The sequence below is a fragment of the Rhizobium sp. RCC_161_2 genome (genome assembly GCF_041355235.1).
Taxonomy (GTDB): domain Bacteria; phylum Pseudomonadota; class Alphaproteobacteria; order Rhizobiales; family Rhizobiaceae; genus Rhizobium.
Map to the genome: position 1 here is coordinate 1 of NZ_JBFUPL010000014.1, position 16,027 is coordinate 16,027.

Genomic DNA, 16,027 nt, shown 5'->3' on the forward strand with positions numbered 1-16,027 from the left:
GACAACTACCTTGCCGGCCTCAAACTCGCCGCAACGAGGATATGGATCGCTTCAGCTAATGAGTCCGCGTCCTAGTAGGAGTACCGCCTCGGGCCGGACCGGAATGGCGGGGTATACGAGCATGATCCTACGCACATAGGCTGCATTGGAGGGCGCGAAGCACAACATTCAGCCCCTTCGCCTCCAGCCCTGGCCATGCCGGCACCAATGCGTTGCCGAGGCCTTGAGAGACCAGTATGGCTATGGTCGCAAACGCATCGAGATCACAGAGAACATCAGGGGTCAGTTTCGAGGCTTCCAAGTAGCGTGACACCAGGCGTCCTCCCCAGGAGGACGGATCGTAGCGGATGAAGGGCGCGGTTGTGATGTGTTTGATGATGTCCGAGCCGGCGAGTTCCGCCTGAGTCAGATAGCGCAGAGGTTCCTCGCGCAGCACGTGACCAACGATAGATTTCGGCAAGGCAAAGGGCGGCTCCACGAGGATGGCGAAGTTGAGTTCGCCGGCTAACAGCTGTTCGAACAGGACGTGTGATGCTCGCGGCGCCAGCAGCAGTTTGAGCAGCTGAGCCAACCGGACCGTCTCGCCGACGGCGAAGGGCGGCAGGCCCGTCAGCATGGTCGAGATCGCGCCGATCTTCAGCTCTCCGGCCAGTTCTCCACCCGCGATATCGTCCTTCAGACAACCGGCCTCCTGCAGGATGAGCCAGGCGCGCGTCAGCAAGATGCAGTTCAAGCTGATCTCCAGCGCCCGGATCCGCTGGCTGATGGCGGCCGGCGTCAGTTTTTCGGATCGCGCGGCACCGGCAATCGAGCCGGTTTCGACAACGGCGATCAGGCTTTCGAGGGAGCGGATGTCGAATAGATATTCTTATGCTGTGAGATAGGAAAAAGTAGTTTTTCTTTTCTTATGACCGCCCTATTGAAGGGTCAATCAGATGCAGGAGACTCCGATGAAATCCCTTTTTCACCTCGCCTATCATGTGACCGACCTGGATGAGGCGCGTGCTTTCTATGGCGGCGTTCTTGGCAACAAGGAAGGCCGCAGCACCGATACCTGGGTGGACTTCGATTTCTTCGGCCATCAGATCTCGGTGCATCTCGGAAGGCCTTTTGAAGTGACCCGTACCGGAAAGGTTGGCGATCATATGGTAATGATGCCGCATCTCGGCGTCGTTCTTCCGCTGGAAGAGTGGTTCGCGCTGGCTGATCGGCTTGAAAAGGCGGGCACTACCTTCGACATACCACCGGTCGTCCGCTTCGAAGGACAGCCCGGCGAGCAGCGGACCATGTTCTTTTTCGATCCGAGCGGAAATCCAATCGAGGTCAAGGGCTTCAAGGACTTCGACAGCGTTTTCGCGCAGTAGGAACCCTCGCGATGAGCTAGCCAATTGGGGTCGTGACGCGCCTGGACACGACAGAGGAAGCGGAATGGCGGGATCAGATCTCCGCCCTTCTAGCTGGGGAGCGCACCCTGTCCTTTCGCGACATGAGCGGCGAGGAGCGGCAGGCCGTCGCAATAGCCACGTGGCGAACCCCGACTCTGCCGAGGTCGCAGCGCTGCCCCGGGCTCGTCTGGCTCCACAGCCTCTGGGCCGGCGTGGAGAGGCTAGTGTCGGAACTGGGCGATAGCGCGCCACCGATCCTGCGGCTGGTCGATCCAGAGCTGTCGCGTGCCATGGCGGAAGCCGTACGCGCCTGGACCTATTATCTGCAGCGGGACATGCCGCTCTATCGCCGGCAGCAATCGGCAAGGCTATGGCAGCGGCAAGTCTACCGCCCCTACCGTCAAGGTCGGGCTCCTTGGTCTGGGCGCGCTCGCGACTGCCGCAGCGGATCGGCTTAACCGGGCCGGCTTTGTCGTTTGCGGCTGGAGCAGGTCACCGAAGTCGATTGACGGCATCGAATGTCTTCACGGCGATGAATATCTACAGCAGCTCCTGTCCCAATTGGATATCGTCGTCTGCCTGTTGCCGCTCACCACAGACACGCTCGGCCTTCTGAAGGCCGACCGGCTCGCCTGAATCAAGGATAGGGCCTCGCTTATCAATTTCGCGCGCAGCCGGATTGTCGCCGTCTCCGCGCTGATAGCGCATCTGGGTGCGGGGCGCCTTAGCCATGCCGTGCTCGATGTCTTCGACCAGGAGCCGCTGCCCGAGGAATCTCGCCTGTGGGATCATTCGGACATTACCATCCCGCCGCATATTTCCACGCCAATCGACCTGCAATCGGCAAGCCGGATTCTCGTGGACAATATACGAGCTCACCGCAAGACACATGCGATCTCGCGGACCATCGATATCGCCAGGGATATGGAGCATAGCCCACCGGGAAGATGGCGGGGCCTGCCATCCGCTGCCGACTATAACGTGCAGCTTAAGTTCCGACAGTCTATCGCGCTTGCAGCGATTTGAAATGCGCGATCATGCGGCTCGAATCCGCCTTCCTGCCGGTGAACAGCTCAAAGGCGCCGACGGCCTGGAAAACAGCCATGCCGCCGCCATCCAATACCCGGCACCCCTTGCTTTTGGCGGCTTTGACGAGCTCGGTCTCAAGCGGGAAATAGACGATATCGGCGACCCAGAAGCGCGTATCGATCAGCGTCTCGTCGAGCGGCAAACCGGGATGGCCGAGCATGCCGGTCGGGGTGGCGTGAACCAGCCCCGTCGCCTCCCGCAGCGCGGCGGGCAGATCCTTGCCCGCGACGAAGACGCAATGCGGATGCGCCGATTGAATTTGCGAAATCAGCGTGCGGACCTTTGCCTGATCGAGATCATAAATCTCGATGGACTTTGCGCCCATGCCGGCAACGGCATGCGCGACGGCAACGCCCGCCCCGCCGGCGCCAAGCTGGACGACACGTTCAAGAGAGACGCCCGGCAACCCACGTCGGAAGCTCTCGGCAAAGCCCCACCAGTCGGTATTGTGTCCGAACCGGCGCCCGTTTCGAAAGACGACCGTATTGATCGAGCGCAGCACGGCGGCGTCCGCAGACAGCTCGTCCACAAGCGTGACCGCGGCCTGCTTGCAGGGATGGGTGATATTGAGCCCGGCAAAACCGCTTTTCTCGGCATTTTCGATGAGTTTGGGGAGATCCGACACGGTGCAGCCGAGTTGCTGCAGGTCGATGATGTCGTAAGTATAGTCCAGCCCGAGACGCGCGCCTTCCTGCATATGCATGGCCGGCGAAAGCGACCCGCCGATACCCGATCCAATGAGGCCAACATGCAGCACCTGCGGTGCGATAAGTACTTCCGACACGACTATCCTCCAACTCTCTCCCAGGCATCATCAGCAAAATGATGATGTTGAAAAATGTACGAACTAGTTCGTATTGTCAATGCGAGACACGTCAAAGTGAGCGCACTACCCAGGAGAAAGGAGGTCCTATTCGCCAGTTCCGGGTGTTTTCAGAAAGGCGATGATGGCGTCGCAAATCATGGATTTATGGCGCGTTTTTGTACCCTCTTCGGTGAGGTCACGATTGAAGATGGCGCCGAACGTATAGCGATTCGAAACACGAAAGAAGCATTGGGCGCTAATCATCATATGCAGATCGATGGGATCAACCTTCCGCAGGAAACTGCCGTCCTCATAGCCGCGCCGCAAGATATCGGAGATGATGTCGATGACGACGATATTCATCTCGGACAGAACGCTCGAGCGTTTCATATTCTCGGCGCGGTGGATGTTTTCGACACTGACGAGCCTGACGAAATCTGGGTTTTGATCGTCATGGTCGAAGGTGCTTTCGATCAGTTTCCGCATCGCCTGCACGGGTGGCATGTTTTGCAGATCGAGCGCGCCCTCCAAGCTGCGGATCTTGGTATAGGCCTGCTCCAGAACCGCAAGATAGAGCCCTTCCTTGCCGCCGAAATAGTAGTAGATCATCCGCTTCGAGGTCTTCGTGCGCTCGGCGATCTCGTCGACGCGCGCGCCCGCAAATCCAGAGGCAACGAACTCTTCAGACGCTATGCGAAGAATGTTTTCCTTGGTGGCGTCGGGATCGTTTTTTCTGGACCGGCTTTCAGTTTTCACCGATTGGGTCTTGCGCATGCTGAACTCGTCTCAAGGGGTGGAATCGAACCATTCACACGAGTATCCCCAGCATTGGCAACCAGTCAAATAAGGCATGCCCGAACGGGCGCCGTCATCGCAATGATAACGGCGCCAATAGTTCTGTCGTCAGATGGATTGCTTGCCTGCCGGTGCCGGCAGGACCTGCTTCTTCTGCCTGCCAAGCTGCGCCATCGGGATCTTGAAGGTCTCCGATGCCGTGGCGGCGGAAATCGCGGCGATCACGGCCGTGATCGAGGTGAAGGCAGCAACCGGCATCCAGCCGGTCGGGCCTGTGCCCAGCAGCGCCGCGCTGATGGTCGGTGCGAAACCACCAAGAGCGAAGCCGATCTGCGTGCCGATCGCCATGCCCGACAGGCGCACACGCGTATCGAACATTTCGCCATAAAGCGCCGGCCATACGCCGTTAGAGGCGCTATAGATGATCCCGGACAGCAGGATGCCGAGGACGAAGATCAGCGTCAGCTCGCCCTGGCTGATCGCCCAGATGTAAGGCCAGATCAGAACGGCGCAACCCAGGGCCCCGAAGATAAAGACCGGCTTGCGGCCGATCCGGTCCGCCAGCAGCGCCCAGAGAGGAATTGCCACCAGCGCGGCAATGTTCGCAAGAACGAGCACCGTCAGCATCAGCGATCGATCAATGTGCATGGTATTAACGGCATAAGACAGCGTGAAAACGCTGAAGATCGTGCTGACAACGGAGATCAGCGCGGCAAAGATGATACGAACCACATCCATCCAGTAATTGCTGAACAGCGTTATCAGCGGCACGCCTTCCACCTCGCCCTTCTTGGCTTCCTCAACGAAGACCGGCGTTTCCGCAAGCGTCCGGCGCACCCAGAAGCCGACGAAAACGACGACAATGCTCAGGAAGAACGGGATGCGCCACCCCCACGCCAGAAGGTCTTCTTCCGACAGCCTGGAGATCGGTATGAACACCAAGGTCGCAAGGATGAGGCCGGTCTGCGTGCCGCTGAGTGTGAAACTGGTGAAAAATGCTCGTCGATGCTCGGGCGCGTGTTCGAGCGTCATCGAGTTCGCGCCGGCCTGCTCTCCAGCAGCCGAAATCCCCTGCAGCAATCGTGCGAGGACAAGGAGGATCGGAGCGAGGACACCGACATGATCGTAAGTCGGCAAACACCCGATGATGAAGGTCGAAAAGCCCATCAGCAGCAGCGTGAAGGTCAGAACCTTCTTACGGCCGAACTTGTCGCCGATATGACCCAGGATGACCGCGCCGAACGGCCGCGCTATATAGGCAACGCCGAAAGTCGCGAACGATGCCATAGCGGCTGCTTGCGGATCCGCGGACGAAAAGAAGATCTTCGGAAAGATCAGGGCCGCCGCGGTGCCGTAAATAAAAAAGTCGTAATATTCCACCGCGCTGCCCAGCCAGCTTGCAAGCGCTGCGCGCTTCGGTGTCCTTATTCCCGTTGATGTCTGCATGACGTCTCCTCCCAATGGACTATTGGATAAACCGTCGCGCCAAGCCAGCCGACGGTGAATGGAAGGATTGATATGACGCCGGCCCTCCAACGCACGACCGGCCAGACGGCACCCCTCCCAAGCTCCCATCGCAATAATGTACGAACTAGTTCGTATTGTAAACTCTCATTTTGCGGCTTTGGGTAGCCGCTATGGCAACCTGTCGAATAGAGCTTCAAATGCATCCAGAAGTGTAGTATTTAAGTCAAAGATTTTTATCATAGGCTGTATATCGGCGGTTGTGCTTCGTCAAAGATGTCGAACCTCGGTCTCCACACTGATGTGCGTGGCCCATTCCTCACCGATCATCAGCAATGCGCTTGACCGTCTTTCGTCAGTAGATGTCGGCTGCCAAATCATTCTTGCGCAGCGACTTGGCTGGAACAGTTCTTGCTTAGTTACCAATGTTCTAACGATCCGGAGACCATGCGTTATGAAATGGCACACTTCGCATCAGTTTCCCGCGCTGAGGCTCCTCGTGCGTGGCAGAGAAAAATACAGGGTCATCAAATCGGTCCGAGATGCTGCGGTAACGCTGATTTCGGATTGGCCGAGCGATGATGGTGAAGAATACGTCGTGGCAGTCAGAACCTGTCTGGACGCCTTGCACAATGTCGTTCCTCCGGAAGCAGTCAGGGAAGCCCTGATCCGTGCCGCCAACGAGGAGAGAATTTCGCATATTTCAGTGGTTGCGTCTGCTTATCCGGAATAGTTCGCCGCCATTCCGCTTCTCTCGGAAATTTGGCGGCTTGGAATTTTGTTGTTGCAGCGACATTGCCCTTGATCAGAGAACTTTTCTTTCGAGCGCCCTCTTTTGGAATGCTGTTCCTCTCAAACCCTATAAATCCATATATTTTGTGGGGTATAAGACACGGAGAGGACATTCCATGACAGAACAAGATCGCTTCGGCTTTGGCCGCAGGGAAATCCTGAAGCTCGCAGCCGTTACCGGCGCGACATTTGCCGGCGCAGGCCTTTTTGCCAGCCAGGCGGCAGCCGACGATGGCCTGTCGCTGAAGGGCAAGCGCATCGCCATCAGCGCGACCGGCACCGACCACTATTTCGACCTTCAGGCCTACAATGCCCAGATCGCCGAGGTCAAACGCCTCGGCGGCGAGCCGATCGCCGTCGATGCCGGCCGCAATGACGGCAAGCTGGTTTCGCAGTTGCAGACGCTCATCGCCCAGAAGCCCGATGCGATCGTGCAGATCCTCGGCACGCTCAGCGTTATCGATCCCTGGCTGAAGAAGGCCCGCGATGCTGGCATTCCGGTGCTGACCGTGGATGTCGGCTCGACCAACTCGATCAACAATACGACCTCCGACAATTGGGGCATCGGCAAGGATCTCGCCCTGCAGCTGGTGTCCGACATCGGCGGCGAAGGCAATATCCTCGCCTTCAACGGCTTTTATGGCGTCACGCCCTGCGCGATCCGCTACGACCAGCTCGTCAACGTCATCAAGTATTTCCCGAAGGTGAAGATCATCCAGCCGGAACTGCGCGACGTGATCCCGAACACCGTCCAGGACGCTTTCACCCAGATCACGGCACTATTGAACAAATATCCTGAGAAGGGTTCAATCAAGGCGATCTGGTCCGCTTGGGACATTCCGCAGCTTGGCGCAACGCAAGCGATTGCCGCCGCCGGCCGCACCGAAATCCGTACCTATGGTGTCGATGGAAGCCCGGAAGTGCTCCAATTGGTTGCCGATCCGAATTCGCCGGCGGGTGCCGATGCGGCACAACAGCCGGCCGAGATCGGCCGAACGGCGATCCGCAATGTCGCCAAGCTTCTGGCCGGCCAGACCTTGCCGCGTGAGACCTATGTGTCGGCGCTTCTGGCCAACAAAGCCAACGTCGCCGAAGTCGTCAAGAAACTCGGCATCGGTTGATTTTTCCTTTGGTGATGCGGCCGCTGGCGGCCGCATCACCATGATTCCATCGGAGTCTTCCAATGACGGCATCATCGCCTTCGGCGCCACCACAGTCGGATGACCATGTTATTCGCTTCGATCACGTCATCAAACATTTCGGCGGCGCCCAGGCGCTGGCCGGCGCCTCGCTTGCCGTGCGCCGCGGCACCGTCCATGGTCTCGTCGGCCAGAACGGCGCCGGCAAATCGACGCTGATCAAGCTGCTCGCCGGCCTGCACAGGCCGGATGAAGGCCGGATCGAAGTCGAGGGGCAATCTTTCGATCACCTGACGCCGCATCTCGCCGAAGCACTCGATATCCATTTCATTCATCAGGACCGGTTGCTGGTGCCGACCTTCACTGTCGGGGAAGCACTCTTCCTTGGTGGCGAACCACGCATCGGCCGCACGCCCTTTCTCGATCGCCGTCGCATGCAGCGACGCGCGGGCGATCTGCTCGCCAACTATTTCGGCGTCAACCTGCCGAACAAGGCCCTGATCAGCGAGCTGTCCACGGCCGAAAAGCAAATCGTGCAGATCACCCGCGCCCTCCTGAACCAGCCGAAGGTTCTGGTTTTCGACGAGCCGACGGCGGCGCTGATCCGGCGCGAGGCCGATATCCTCTTCCGGCTGATCCGGCGCCTGCGCGACGAAGGCGTGACCATCATCTATATCTCGCATTATCTCAACGAGATCGAAGCGCTGTGCGACCATGTGACCGTCATGCGCAACGGCCTTGACGTCGCCTCGCTGCCGATTGCCGAGACGTCGGCTGCGGCCATCGCACGATTGATGGTCGAGCGCGACATTGCCGACATGTTTCCGAAGCGCCAGATCGAACTTGGCGAGCAGATCCTCAAGGTCGAGGGACTGACGGCACAGAACCGTTTCACCGATATCAATTTCACCCTTCGTCGCGGTGAGGTGCTCGGCATCACCGGCCTGCTCGGCTCCGGCGCCAAGGATCTCGTCCGCACGCTTTTCGGCCTGGAGAAACCCTCCTCCGGCCATATCGCGGTCGCCGGCAAACCGGCACGCGGCGTCAGCCCGACGGAGGCTGTGGAACGGCAGATCGCCCTGGTGCCGGAAGACCGGCGTGGCCATGGCGTCGCGCTTGATCTGAGCGTCTCCGAAAACATCACGCTATCAAGCCTTGCCCGCTACACGCGCTTCGGCTTCCTCGATCGCAAGCGCGAACGCCGCGACACCGACGATCTCATCAAGCGCCTTCAAATCAAGGCAGCCGGACGCGAAGCGCTGGTGCGCACGCTCTCCGGCGGCAACCAGCAGAAAGTGGCGATCGCCAAATGGCTGAGCCGGCATTCGGAAATCTACCTGCTCGATGAGCCAACTGTTGGCGTCGATATCGGCTCCAAGGTGGAGATCTATACGCTGATCGGCGAACTCGCCGCCCGCGGCGCGGGCATCATCGTGCTGTCCTCGGACCTGCCCGAACTGATCGGCATCACCGATCGTATTCTCGTGCTCTTCCGCGGCCGCGTGACTCGAGAATTCGTCTCGTCGGAAACCACAACGGATGAGGTGCTGGCGGAATCGTCTGGCGCCTCGGGAGGCTTGCGCCATGTCGGCTGACATTCAATACGCTCCCGTTGCAGGCTTTGAGGCCGCCAAGACGACGGGCCGGACAGGCGGCAATATCGCGGCAACCGCCCTGCGTTTTGGCTCGCTGATAACCTTTGCGCTGATCCTTATCGTCTTCTCGCTGACTGCACCCTATTTCCTCAGCATCGGCAATATCGGCAATGTACTCGGCCAGTCCGCCATTTCCGGCGTGCTGGCGATCGGACTGACCATCGTGCTCATTGCCGGCGGCGCCAATGTCGTCACCGGCGGCATCGATCTGTCGCTCGCCGCCAATATGGGTCTCAGTGCGGCCGTCTATGCGACGCTGACGCAGCTCGGTTATGGCGATGCTGTGGCGATTGCCGGCACATTGCTGACCGGCCTTGCGATCGGCGCCGTCAATGCCGCTGCCGTCGTGCTTGCCGGTATCGTGCCGCTGCTCGCCACGCTCGCCGTGATGAATATCGTCGCAGGCCTCGAACTGGTGCTGACGCAGAATACAGTGCTGCCGGCATCCACCGATTTCCTGACGCTGCTCTCGGCATCCGACAGTTTCGGCATTCCGGTCCTCGCCTATGTGCTCCTCGGCTTTACCGCAATCGTGACAGCGATCGTGCAATATACGCCGCTCGGCCTCCGGCTTTATGCCGTGGGAGAGTTTCCGGACGCGGCGCGTGCCGCCGGCCTGCCGCTCAAGCGCCTGCTTGCAGGCGCCTTTCTCGCCAGCGGCCTTTGCGGCGGTATCGCCGGCATTCTTTCCGTGTCCTATCTCAGCGGCAGCACCACCGGCTCCGGCGAAATGCTGTTGCCAGTCGTGGCCGCCGCTTTGCTCGGCTCGGTCTTTTCACGACGGCTGGTCCCGACAATCGCTGGCGCACTGCTCTCTACCCTGCTCGTCGGCTTCCTCGTCAATGGCTTCCAGCTTCTCAATCTTCCAAGCACGCTGGTCAACGGCATTCAGGGCCTTCTCATCCTGATCGTCGTTTCGGCAACGACCTTGTTGCGTAAACGGGAAATCTGACCATGTCGCTTTCGAACTCCGCCACCCCATCTCCGGCATGGCCGCGCCGCGCGGTCGCCGTGCTGACGCGATATGGCCTGATCCTGGCGCTGCTGTTCGTCTTCGCAATCTTCTCGGCCGCGACACCGACCTTCCTGACACCGGGCAATCTGCAAAGCATTCTCGTCAACAACTTCACGCTGCTTGCTATCGTCTCAATCGCCATGACCTTTGCCGTCTCTTCCGGCGGGATCGACCTTTCAGTCGGAACGGCAGTGGATTTCGCGAGCTTCGCCTTCGTCTCGCTGGTGCTTGCCGGCCAGCCGGTGGCACTTGCCGCGCTGGCGGGCCTGGCAGCTGGCGCCGCGGTCGGTGCCTTCAACGCCGTTCTGATCTCTGGGATCGGCGTGTCGCCGTTCCTCGCGACCCTCGGCACGCTCTTCATCGGCCGCAGTATCCAGCAATTGCTGACGAATGGCGGCAATCCGGTCTACCTGCCGCCAACCGGCGTACCGGAAGCTTTCCGTTTTCTCGGCCACGGCGCGATTGCCGGCATTCCAGTGCCGCTGATCATCGCGATTATCATCATTTCCGCCGCCGCCATGCTCTTTGCCCGCACCCGCTTCGGCCGCGTGGTGCTGTCGATCGGCATTCAGGCAAGCGTCGTACGCTATTCCGGCATCAGGCTGCGGAGCCACGTTGCCGTGACTTTCATTCTCGTCGGCCTGATCGCCGCCATTGCCGGCCTAATCCTGACGGCAACGGTCACGGTCTATATCCCCTTCTCCGGCAACGCCTTTCTCCTCAACGCCATCGGCGCGACCTTCATCGGCACGACACTTTCGCCGCTCGGCCGGCCGAATGTCGCGGGGACCGTGCTCGGCGTACTTCTGCTCAGCATCGTCGCCAACGGCCTGCTTCTCACAGGTCTGAATTTCTACTGGCAGCAGGTCGGCACCGGCGTACTGATCTTTGCCGTGCTCGCCTTCAGCTTCGTCAACAAGAGGGCCGGCGGCGCGTGAATAGCCGCCGCCCATGCCTGCCTGCCCCAAACTCCGAGCATTGGCCAGAATCTTAATGACTTCCGCTTAGTCTGGCTCCGGTTATATCACCGGAGATATTCATGCTGCGTTTTCTATCGACATCCATCGTGCGCCAGGTCGTTGCGATCACCCTCGGTCTGCTCGCCGTCAGCACGGCCGCAATCGTTGCGGTGACCTACTACAACCTCAGCCGTGACGTGATGGACAGCGCGGTGGCCGACGCCCGGGATGCGAGCCGCGCGATGGCGATCCTATACGCTGCTGGTGACGATGGCGCGAAGATCGCGCTCAAGGATACCGAGCTTGCCTCCGTCACCGAGGAAAAAATTCCGGCCTTCAGCGATCACGACCTTGTCGACCGGGCGGCACAGTCGATCGCGGGCGTGGCAACGATCTTCGAAAAGCAGGACAGCGACTATGTTCGCGTGTCCACCAATGTGAAGAAGCAGGATGGCAGCCGCGCCGTCGGAACGAAGCTGGCCGCCGATCATCCCGCCCAGCCCGTGCTTGCCAGGGGCGAGGCCTATTACGGTCCGGCCCAGCTTTTCGGCCGCAATTTTATGACCGGCTACTTCCCCGTCAAGAATGCCGCCGGCGCCAATATCGGCATTCTGTTCATCGGCATTCCGATGGAGGTCTATTACGCGCGACTGAACAATCTGCAGCTTCTCGTCCTGACTGCTGGGGGCGCTGTGATGGCGTTCGTCGGCCTCTTCGCCTTCTTTGCGATCCGCCGTACGATAAGACCGCTGCAAGCCTTGACGACGACGGTCCATACGATCTCAGCGGGCAATCTTGGCGGCAGCATTCCCTGCGTCGAGAAGAAGAATGAATTCGGCGAGATCGGCCGCGCGCTGGAAGCCTTCCGCGACAGTGCTCGCGCGCGCCGCGATCTGGAAACCCAGGCAGCCGACCAGCGTGCCCTTGCCGAAGCCGAACGCAGCCGCAACGATACCGATAAGCGCACGCTCGACGACCAGATCGAATTTGCGGTCAACCAGATCGCAGTCGGCCTCGGCCGTCTGGCACAAGGAGATGTATCCCAGACGATCGAGACCCCGTTCGTGGGGCGCCTTGAGCAGCTTCGCATCGATTTCAACGCCTCGCTTGTTCGCCTGCAGGACACCCTGTCCCGCATCCGCAACAGCGCGACGACAATCCATCACAACAGCAACGCGATGCGGTCGTCGGCCGGCGAACTCTCCAAACGCACCGAGGCGCAGGCAGCCAATCTGGAAGAGACCGCCGCCGCCGTGGAGGAAATCACCGTTACGGTCCGCTCTTCGGCCGAACGCGCCCGTGAGGCGAACAATGCCGTAGCGCTTACCAAGAAAACGGCCGACAGCTCGGATGCAGTCGTCGGCGATGCGGTCGCCGCCATGAACCGCATCGAACAGGCGTCCCGACAGATCGAACAGATCATCGAGGTGATCGACGACATCGCCTTCCAGACGAACCTGCTGGCGCTGAACGCCGGCATTGAAGCTGCCCGTGCCGGAGATGCGGGCAAGGGCTTTGCCGTCGTTGCACAGGAAGTGCGCGAGCTGGCGCAGCGCTCGGCCATGGCGGCGCGCGAGATCAAGGGCCTCATCGAAAAATCGACACAGGAAGTCACCGCCGGCTCAGAGCTGGTACAGAAAACCGGCGGCATGCTTGCCTCCATCAGCCAGGAAATCGTCGCGATCAGCAAACACGTCGAGACCATCGCGACAGGCAGCCGGGATCAGGCAACTGCCCTGCAGGAAGTCAACGGTACCGTCAATGCGATGGATCAGATGACCCAGAAGAATGCCGCGATGGTCGAAGAAACGACGCAAGCCAGCCGCGGATTGGCCGAGGAAGCCGATATTCTGATGAACCTGCTGCAACAATTCCGCATCGAAGGTGCGACGCAGGACGACCGTCGGACAAGACGGGCAGCCTGACCCGCACAGGCAGAATTTCGCCCGAATAATCGCTAAAGAATCCGACAGCGGAAATTTCCGGCAAATGGTCAACTCGTCTCATCGAAACAAGCTCGATGGAGACGACAATGACCACGACGACGACCCAGATATCTTTTCGCCGGACAGGACGAGAAACCTACCCGGCATTGCGATGGCTGTTGGCCATAGCAATGCGGATTGCCGCAAAACTGAAGGCACGAAGCAATCGAAATGCCTTGCTTGAACTATCCGATGACCAGTTAAAGGACATAGGCCTGTCGCGCGGTCAAGCCTATAGTCACGAGCACATCTACACGCGCTACAGATAACTGTGCTAGGATACAACCAGCCGAGAGGCTTGCGCGCGGATGATATCGGAATAGGCCATGTCAGGTTTTTCAATCGACCTTTTGCTCGGGACGAAGACCGTCACGATAAGAGATGTCGTCTGCGATGGGGCATGCCGGCATAAAAGCGCCGAGGAATGTGCGCGTTCGACCAGCCTTGTTTATCCCTATCGCGGCGTCTTCATGCGCCATGTCGGGCGCAAGGATGTTGTGGCCGAGGCAAACCAGGTCCTGTTTTTCAACCGAGAGCAGGAATACCAGATCAGCCACCCGATCGAGGGTGGCGATGCCTGTATCGATGTCTCGATCGACGAGGCATTGCTCGACGAACTGACCCCGAAAGATCAGGCGCAGACGGCGGACGCATTGATCTTCCGTCGCCAGCGCCGGCGGATCGACCCACGCGCGCAGGCGTTGGTCGCCCTGCTGCGGCACAGCCTCAAACGCGGCGCCGCCGAGACGCTCGAGGCGGAAACGCTCGCCCTGACTTTGGTGCGGCGTTCGCTCGGCGAGCGTACCTCGCACGCCGCCGGTGCGACGACCGGACGGCAAAAACTGGTCGATCGGGCGAAACTCGTATTGTCTTCGGATCTTGCTCGCCGCTGGACCCTGGCCGACATCGCCCACGATGTCGGCGTCTCCCCGGTTTATCTCACCCAGGTCTTCCAGCAGGTCGAAGGCATTCCGCTCTACCGCTACCAGCTGCGTCTGAGGCTGGCGCGGGCGCTCGACCTCCTCGGCGAATATGACGACCTGACCGCCCTTGGCCTGGATCTCGGCTTTTCGAGCCACAGCCATTTCAGCGCCGCCTTCAAGCAGGCCTATGACCGTACGCCCGCCGAATTCCAGCGGCTTGCTCATTTGCGGGCGCGATAGATCGCTAAAGAATCCGACAGCGGCAGTGCCGGTAAAATGGTTTCCTCCCAGCATCCCCAAGCCGGGGACATCAAACGGAGGAACTGACATGTCTCAACGTACTTGTGCTGCCTGCGACTGCGAACTCGATGCCGAGACAATCAACGTCAAGCTCGGCGGCAAGACTGTCGAGGTCTGCTGCGAGGAATGCGCCCAGGCGCTCAACGAAGCGGAAGCGGCAATAAGCGCGACCACAGACGGTAAAGGTTGAAAATCATCTGCCGCGACATTGCCTCTGTCGCGGCGGATGCCATTATTTCTGGTTCGACCGACATTTGCGGAAGAGGCAGCGATCCTTGCAACCGAAAGATGGTTCTATGTATTCGGCGCAAGTGAAATATCGTTTGCTATCGACATAAGTGGGGGGGGGAATACGAATGAGAATTACAGCCTTTGCTGCTGCGCTGATTTTGGCAACGCCCACCTTTGCGCTTGCTGAGCAAAATTGTGGCGACCTCACGACCCAAACCGACATGAATATTTGCACTGGCAAAGCCTATGCGAAATCGGACGCCGAGTTGAATGTGCTCTATAAGCAGATCGAGGCGCGGTTGAAGGACGACGCCGATACCAAAAAATTATTGGTATCGACGCAGAAAGCCTGGGTCGGCTATCGCGACGCCGAATGCAATTTCTCAAGCTCTAAAGTCACGGGCGGCACCGTATATCCGTTCATCTCCAGCTCCTGCCTCAACAACATGACACGGGGCCGTATCGAAGATCTCAAAGGATATCTGAAGTGCGGCGATGGGGACCTGGACTGTCCGGTCCCATCAGCCAATTGAGATGCGGTCCGGCAGAAAATTTCAAACGACCGCGATCGAAAATCAGAGATAGCAGATCAAACCCGCCCTATTTGCCGGCACAGATAGCGTAGCGGTGCTGCGCGGCGCGCTCTAGCCCTTTCAGGAAATCAAAGTTCTTGCGCTGTGTCCGGTGGATGGCGCCCATGTCCATATCGATAATCACGGATGAAAAGCCGGCAGCCTTCAGGAGGTCGGCCACCGCTTCGGCGCGCGCGCCTTCGGAAAAATAGACGCGGGAGAGAATGCTGCGGTGGGTTTCGGCAAGTGCCGCACCCGGCCCGTTCTGTGGCCGGGCATTTCGACCACGAAGACATGCCATAAGGGCCGCAAGCCTACCGGTAATCTTCGCGACAAGGGTGGTACTGACGAAGTCGCCATCGATGACCAGCAGTTTCCCACCTGGCTTCAACACACGATGCCATTCCTTGAAGGCGGCGAGCGGATCAACCAGCGTCCAGACCAGATGCCGGTTGATGACCACATCATAAGCGCCATCCGGCTCCATGGTGTTTTCGGCATCCCCCATCAGGAAGCGGATCGAGCGGCCCCGTGCCTTCGCCTTGGCGCGCGCCCGCTCCAGCATCGGTTCCGCCCAGTCCATGCCTGTCACCCTGTAGCCGAGGTCATCGAGCAGATGGGAGACGACCGCCGTGCCGCAGGCAAGGTCGAGGGCCGCCTGGCCCGCACCGTCACCGAGATGGCGCCGCAGCAGCGCCTGCCATGCTGCACGTTCCTCCTCCGAAAAGATCTCATGGCCCGGCTGGCTGTCGAAGGTCTCGGCCCGGATCGACCAATAGGCCTTTATCTCATCGCGCAAATCGTGATTGGAGCGCAGGTTAAGTGTCTGCATTTCCTATTTCTTTCCAAGAGAACAACCAAGCATAGAAAGCTTCTAAAAGATAATTCTTGACTGTAAAAGTCATAAAAACATAAATC

At 59.4% G+C, this 16,027-nt stretch carries 16 protein-coding genes and 1 pseudogene; 12 read left to right on the forward strand and 5 right to left on the reverse strand.

The features are described 5' to 3' along the window. Positions 1-127: 127 nt before the first annotated feature. Positions 128-853 (reverse strand): LysR family transcriptional regulator, encoded by a 726-nt coding sequence (locus AB6803_RS27735; protein WP_371112000.1) that lies wholly within the window; start codon positions 851-853, stop codon positions 128-130. Positions 854-950: 97 nt separating this feature from the next. Here AB6803_RS27735 and AB6803_RS27740 point away from each other — a divergent pair, with 97 nt between their 5' ends. Beyond that, on the forward strand, positions 951-1,364 hold the full coding sequence (locus AB6803_RS27740) for a VOC family protein (RefSeq protein WP_371111917.1): 414 nt from the start codon (positions 951-953) through the stop codon (positions 1,362-1,364). 41 nt (positions 1,365-1,405) lie between these two features. Further along, a pseudogene (locus tag AB6803_RS27745) lies at positions 1,406-2,306 on the forward strand (NAD(P)-dependent oxidoreductase); the annotation flags it as partial. An 82-nt stretch (positions 2,307-2,388) separates the two neighbouring features. Here AB6803_RS27745 and AB6803_RS27750 read toward each other — a convergent pair. The 3 genes from AB6803_RS27750 to AB6803_RS27760 form a co-directional block, all read right to left on the reverse strand. Next, the gene (locus AB6803_RS27750) at positions 2,389-3,258 is read right to left on the reverse strand and encodes a shikimate dehydrogenase (protein ID WP_371111918.1); all 870 of its coding nucleotides are present in this window, start codon (positions 3,256-3,258) and stop codon (positions 2,389-2,391) included. 126 nt (positions 3,259-3,384) lie between these two features. Next, the gene (locus AB6803_RS27755; protein ID WP_371111919.1) at positions 3,385-4,053 is read right to left on the reverse strand and encodes a TetR family transcriptional regulator; all 669 of its coding nucleotides are present in this window, start codon (positions 4,051-4,053) and stop codon (positions 3,385-3,387) included. A 129-nt stretch (positions 4,054-4,182) separates the two neighbouring features. After that, positions 4,183-5,520 carry an MFS transporter gene (locus tag AB6803_RS27760; RefSeq protein WP_371111920.1) on the reverse strand — a complete coding sequence of 446 codons (1,338 nt, stop codon included), beginning with the start codon at positions 5,518-5,520 and terminating at the stop codon, positions 4,183-4,185. Positions 5,521-5,992: 472 nt separating this feature from the next. Between AB6803_RS27760 and AB6803_RS27765 the strand changes: the two genes are divergently transcribed. The 10 genes from AB6803_RS27765 (at position 5,993) to AB6803_RS27810 (ending at position 15,070) form a co-directional block, all read left to right on the forward strand. Then, a complete protein-coding gene (locus tag AB6803_RS27765) occupies positions 5,993-6,271 on the forward strand; it encodes a DUF982 domain-containing protein (RefSeq protein ID WP_371111921.1) in 279 nt (92 codons plus the stop codon). 175 nt (positions 6,272-6,446) lie between these two features. Then, positions 6,447-7,451 (forward strand): sugar ABC transporter substrate-binding protein, encoded by a 1,005-nt coding sequence (locus AB6803_RS27770; RefSeq protein ID WP_371111922.1) that lies wholly within the window; start codon positions 6,447-6,449, stop codon positions 7,449-7,451. A gap of 62 nt (positions 7,452-7,513) precedes the next feature. Next, positions 7,514-9,064: a sugar ABC transporter ATP-binding protein gene (locus AB6803_RS27775; RefSeq protein WP_371111923.1), complete on the forward strand. Its 1,551-nt coding sequence runs from the start codon at positions 7,514-7,516 to the stop codon at positions 9,062-9,064. Beyond that, a complete protein-coding gene (locus AB6803_RS27780) occupies positions 9,054-10,076 on the forward strand; it encodes an ABC transporter permease (protein WP_371111924.1) in 1,023 nt (340 codons plus the stop codon). The genes AB6803_RS27775 and AB6803_RS27780 overlap by 11 nt, the downstream gene beginning before the upstream one ends. Positions 10,077-10,078: 2 nt before the next feature. Further along, a complete protein-coding gene (locus AB6803_RS27785) occupies positions 10,079-11,077 on the forward strand; it encodes an ABC transporter permease (RefSeq protein WP_371111925.1) in 999 nt (332 codons plus the stop codon). A 101-nt stretch (positions 11,078-11,178) separates the two neighbouring features. After that, on the forward strand, positions 11,179-13,023 hold the full coding sequence (locus AB6803_RS27790) for a methyl-accepting chemotaxis protein (protein ID WP_371111926.1): 1,845 nt from the start codon (positions 11,179-11,181) through the stop codon (positions 13,021-13,023). A 107-nt stretch (positions 13,024-13,130) separates the two neighbouring features. Next, positions 13,131-13,352: a DUF1127 domain-containing protein gene (locus AB6803_RS27795; RefSeq protein WP_371111927.1), complete on the forward strand. Its 222-nt coding sequence runs from the start codon at positions 13,131-13,133 to the stop codon at positions 13,350-13,352. Positions 13,353-13,409: 57 nt separating this feature from the next. Further along, on the forward strand, positions 13,410-14,246 hold the full coding sequence (locus AB6803_RS27800) for a helix-turn-helix domain-containing protein (protein ID WP_371111928.1): 837 nt from the start codon (positions 13,410-13,412) through the stop codon (positions 14,244-14,246). 88 nt (positions 14,247-14,334) lie between these two features. Then, on the forward strand, positions 14,335-14,496 hold the full coding sequence (locus AB6803_RS27805) for a hypothetical protein (protein WP_371111929.1): 162 nt from the start codon (positions 14,335-14,337) through the stop codon (positions 14,494-14,496). A 166-nt stretch (positions 14,497-14,662) separates the two neighbouring features. Further along, a complete protein-coding gene (locus tag AB6803_RS27810) occupies positions 14,663-15,070 on the forward strand; it encodes a lysozyme inhibitor LprI family protein (protein WP_371111930.1) in 408 nt (135 codons plus the stop codon). 67 nt (positions 15,071-15,137) lie between these two features. On the opposite strand, the gene AB6803_RS27815 is transcribed toward AB6803_RS27810, so the two are convergent. Beyond that, positions 15,138-15,941 carry a methyltransferase domain-containing protein gene (locus AB6803_RS27815; protein ID WP_371111931.1) on the reverse strand — a complete coding sequence of 268 codons (804 nt, stop codon included), beginning with the start codon at positions 15,939-15,941 and terminating at the stop codon, positions 15,138-15,140. Positions 15,942-16,027 lie beyond the last annotated feature (86 nt).

Bases quoted from the DNA above. Each gene is read 5' to 3' on its own strand.
- AB6803_RS27755 (WP_371111919.1), bottom strand. From the start codon at position 4,053: ATGCGCAAGACCCAATCGGTGAAAACTGAAAGCCGGTCCAGAAAAAAC.
- AB6803_RS27740 (WP_371111917.1), top strand. From the start codon at position 951: ATGAAATCCCTTTTTCACCTCGCCTATCATGTGACCGACCTGGATGAG.
- AB6803_RS27765 (WP_371111921.1), top strand. From the start codon at position 5,993: ATGAAATGGCACACTTCGCATCAGTTTCCCGCGCTGAGGCTCCTCGTG.
- AB6803_RS27805 (WP_371111929.1), top strand. From the start codon at position 14,335: ATGTCTCAACGTACTTGTGCTGCCTGCGACTGCGAACTCGATGCCGAG.
- AB6803_RS27800 (WP_371111928.1), top strand. From the start codon at position 13,410: ATGTCAGGTTTTTCAATCGACCTTTTGCTCGGGACGAAGACCGTCACG.
- AB6803_RS27785 (WP_371111925.1), top strand. From the start codon at position 10,079: ATGTCGCTTTCGAACTCCGCCACCCCATCTCCGGCATGGCCGCGCCGC.
- AB6803_RS27780 (WP_371111924.1), top strand. From the start codon at position 9,054: ATGTCGGCTGACATTCAATACGCTCCCGTTGCAGGCTTTGAGGCCGCC.
- AB6803_RS27790 (WP_371111926.1), top strand. From the start codon at position 11,179: ATGCTGCGTTTTCTATCGACATCCATCGTGCGCCAGGTCGTTGCGATC.
- AB6803_RS27810 (WP_371111930.1), top strand. From the start codon at position 14,663: ATGAGAATTACAGCCTTTGCTGCTGCGCTGATTTTGGCAACGCCCACC.
- AB6803_RS27770 (WP_371111922.1), top strand. From the start codon at position 6,447: ATGACAGAACAAGATCGCTTCGGCTTTGGCCGCAGGGAAATCCTGAAG.
- AB6803_RS27815 (WP_371111931.1), bottom strand. From the start codon at position 15,941: ATGCAGACACTTAACCTGCGCTCCAATCACGATTTGCGCGATGAGATA.
- AB6803_RS27775 (WP_371111923.1), top strand. From the start codon at position 7,514: ATGACGGCATCATCGCCTTCGGCGCCACCACAGTCGGATGACCATGTT.
- AB6803_RS27795 (WP_371111927.1), top strand. From the start codon at position 13,131: ATGACCACGACGACGACCCAGATATCTTTTCGCCGGACAGGACGAGAA.
- AB6803_RS27760 (WP_371111920.1), bottom strand. From the start codon at position 5,520: ATGCAGACATCAACGGGAATAAGGACACCGAAGCGCGCAGCGCTTGCA.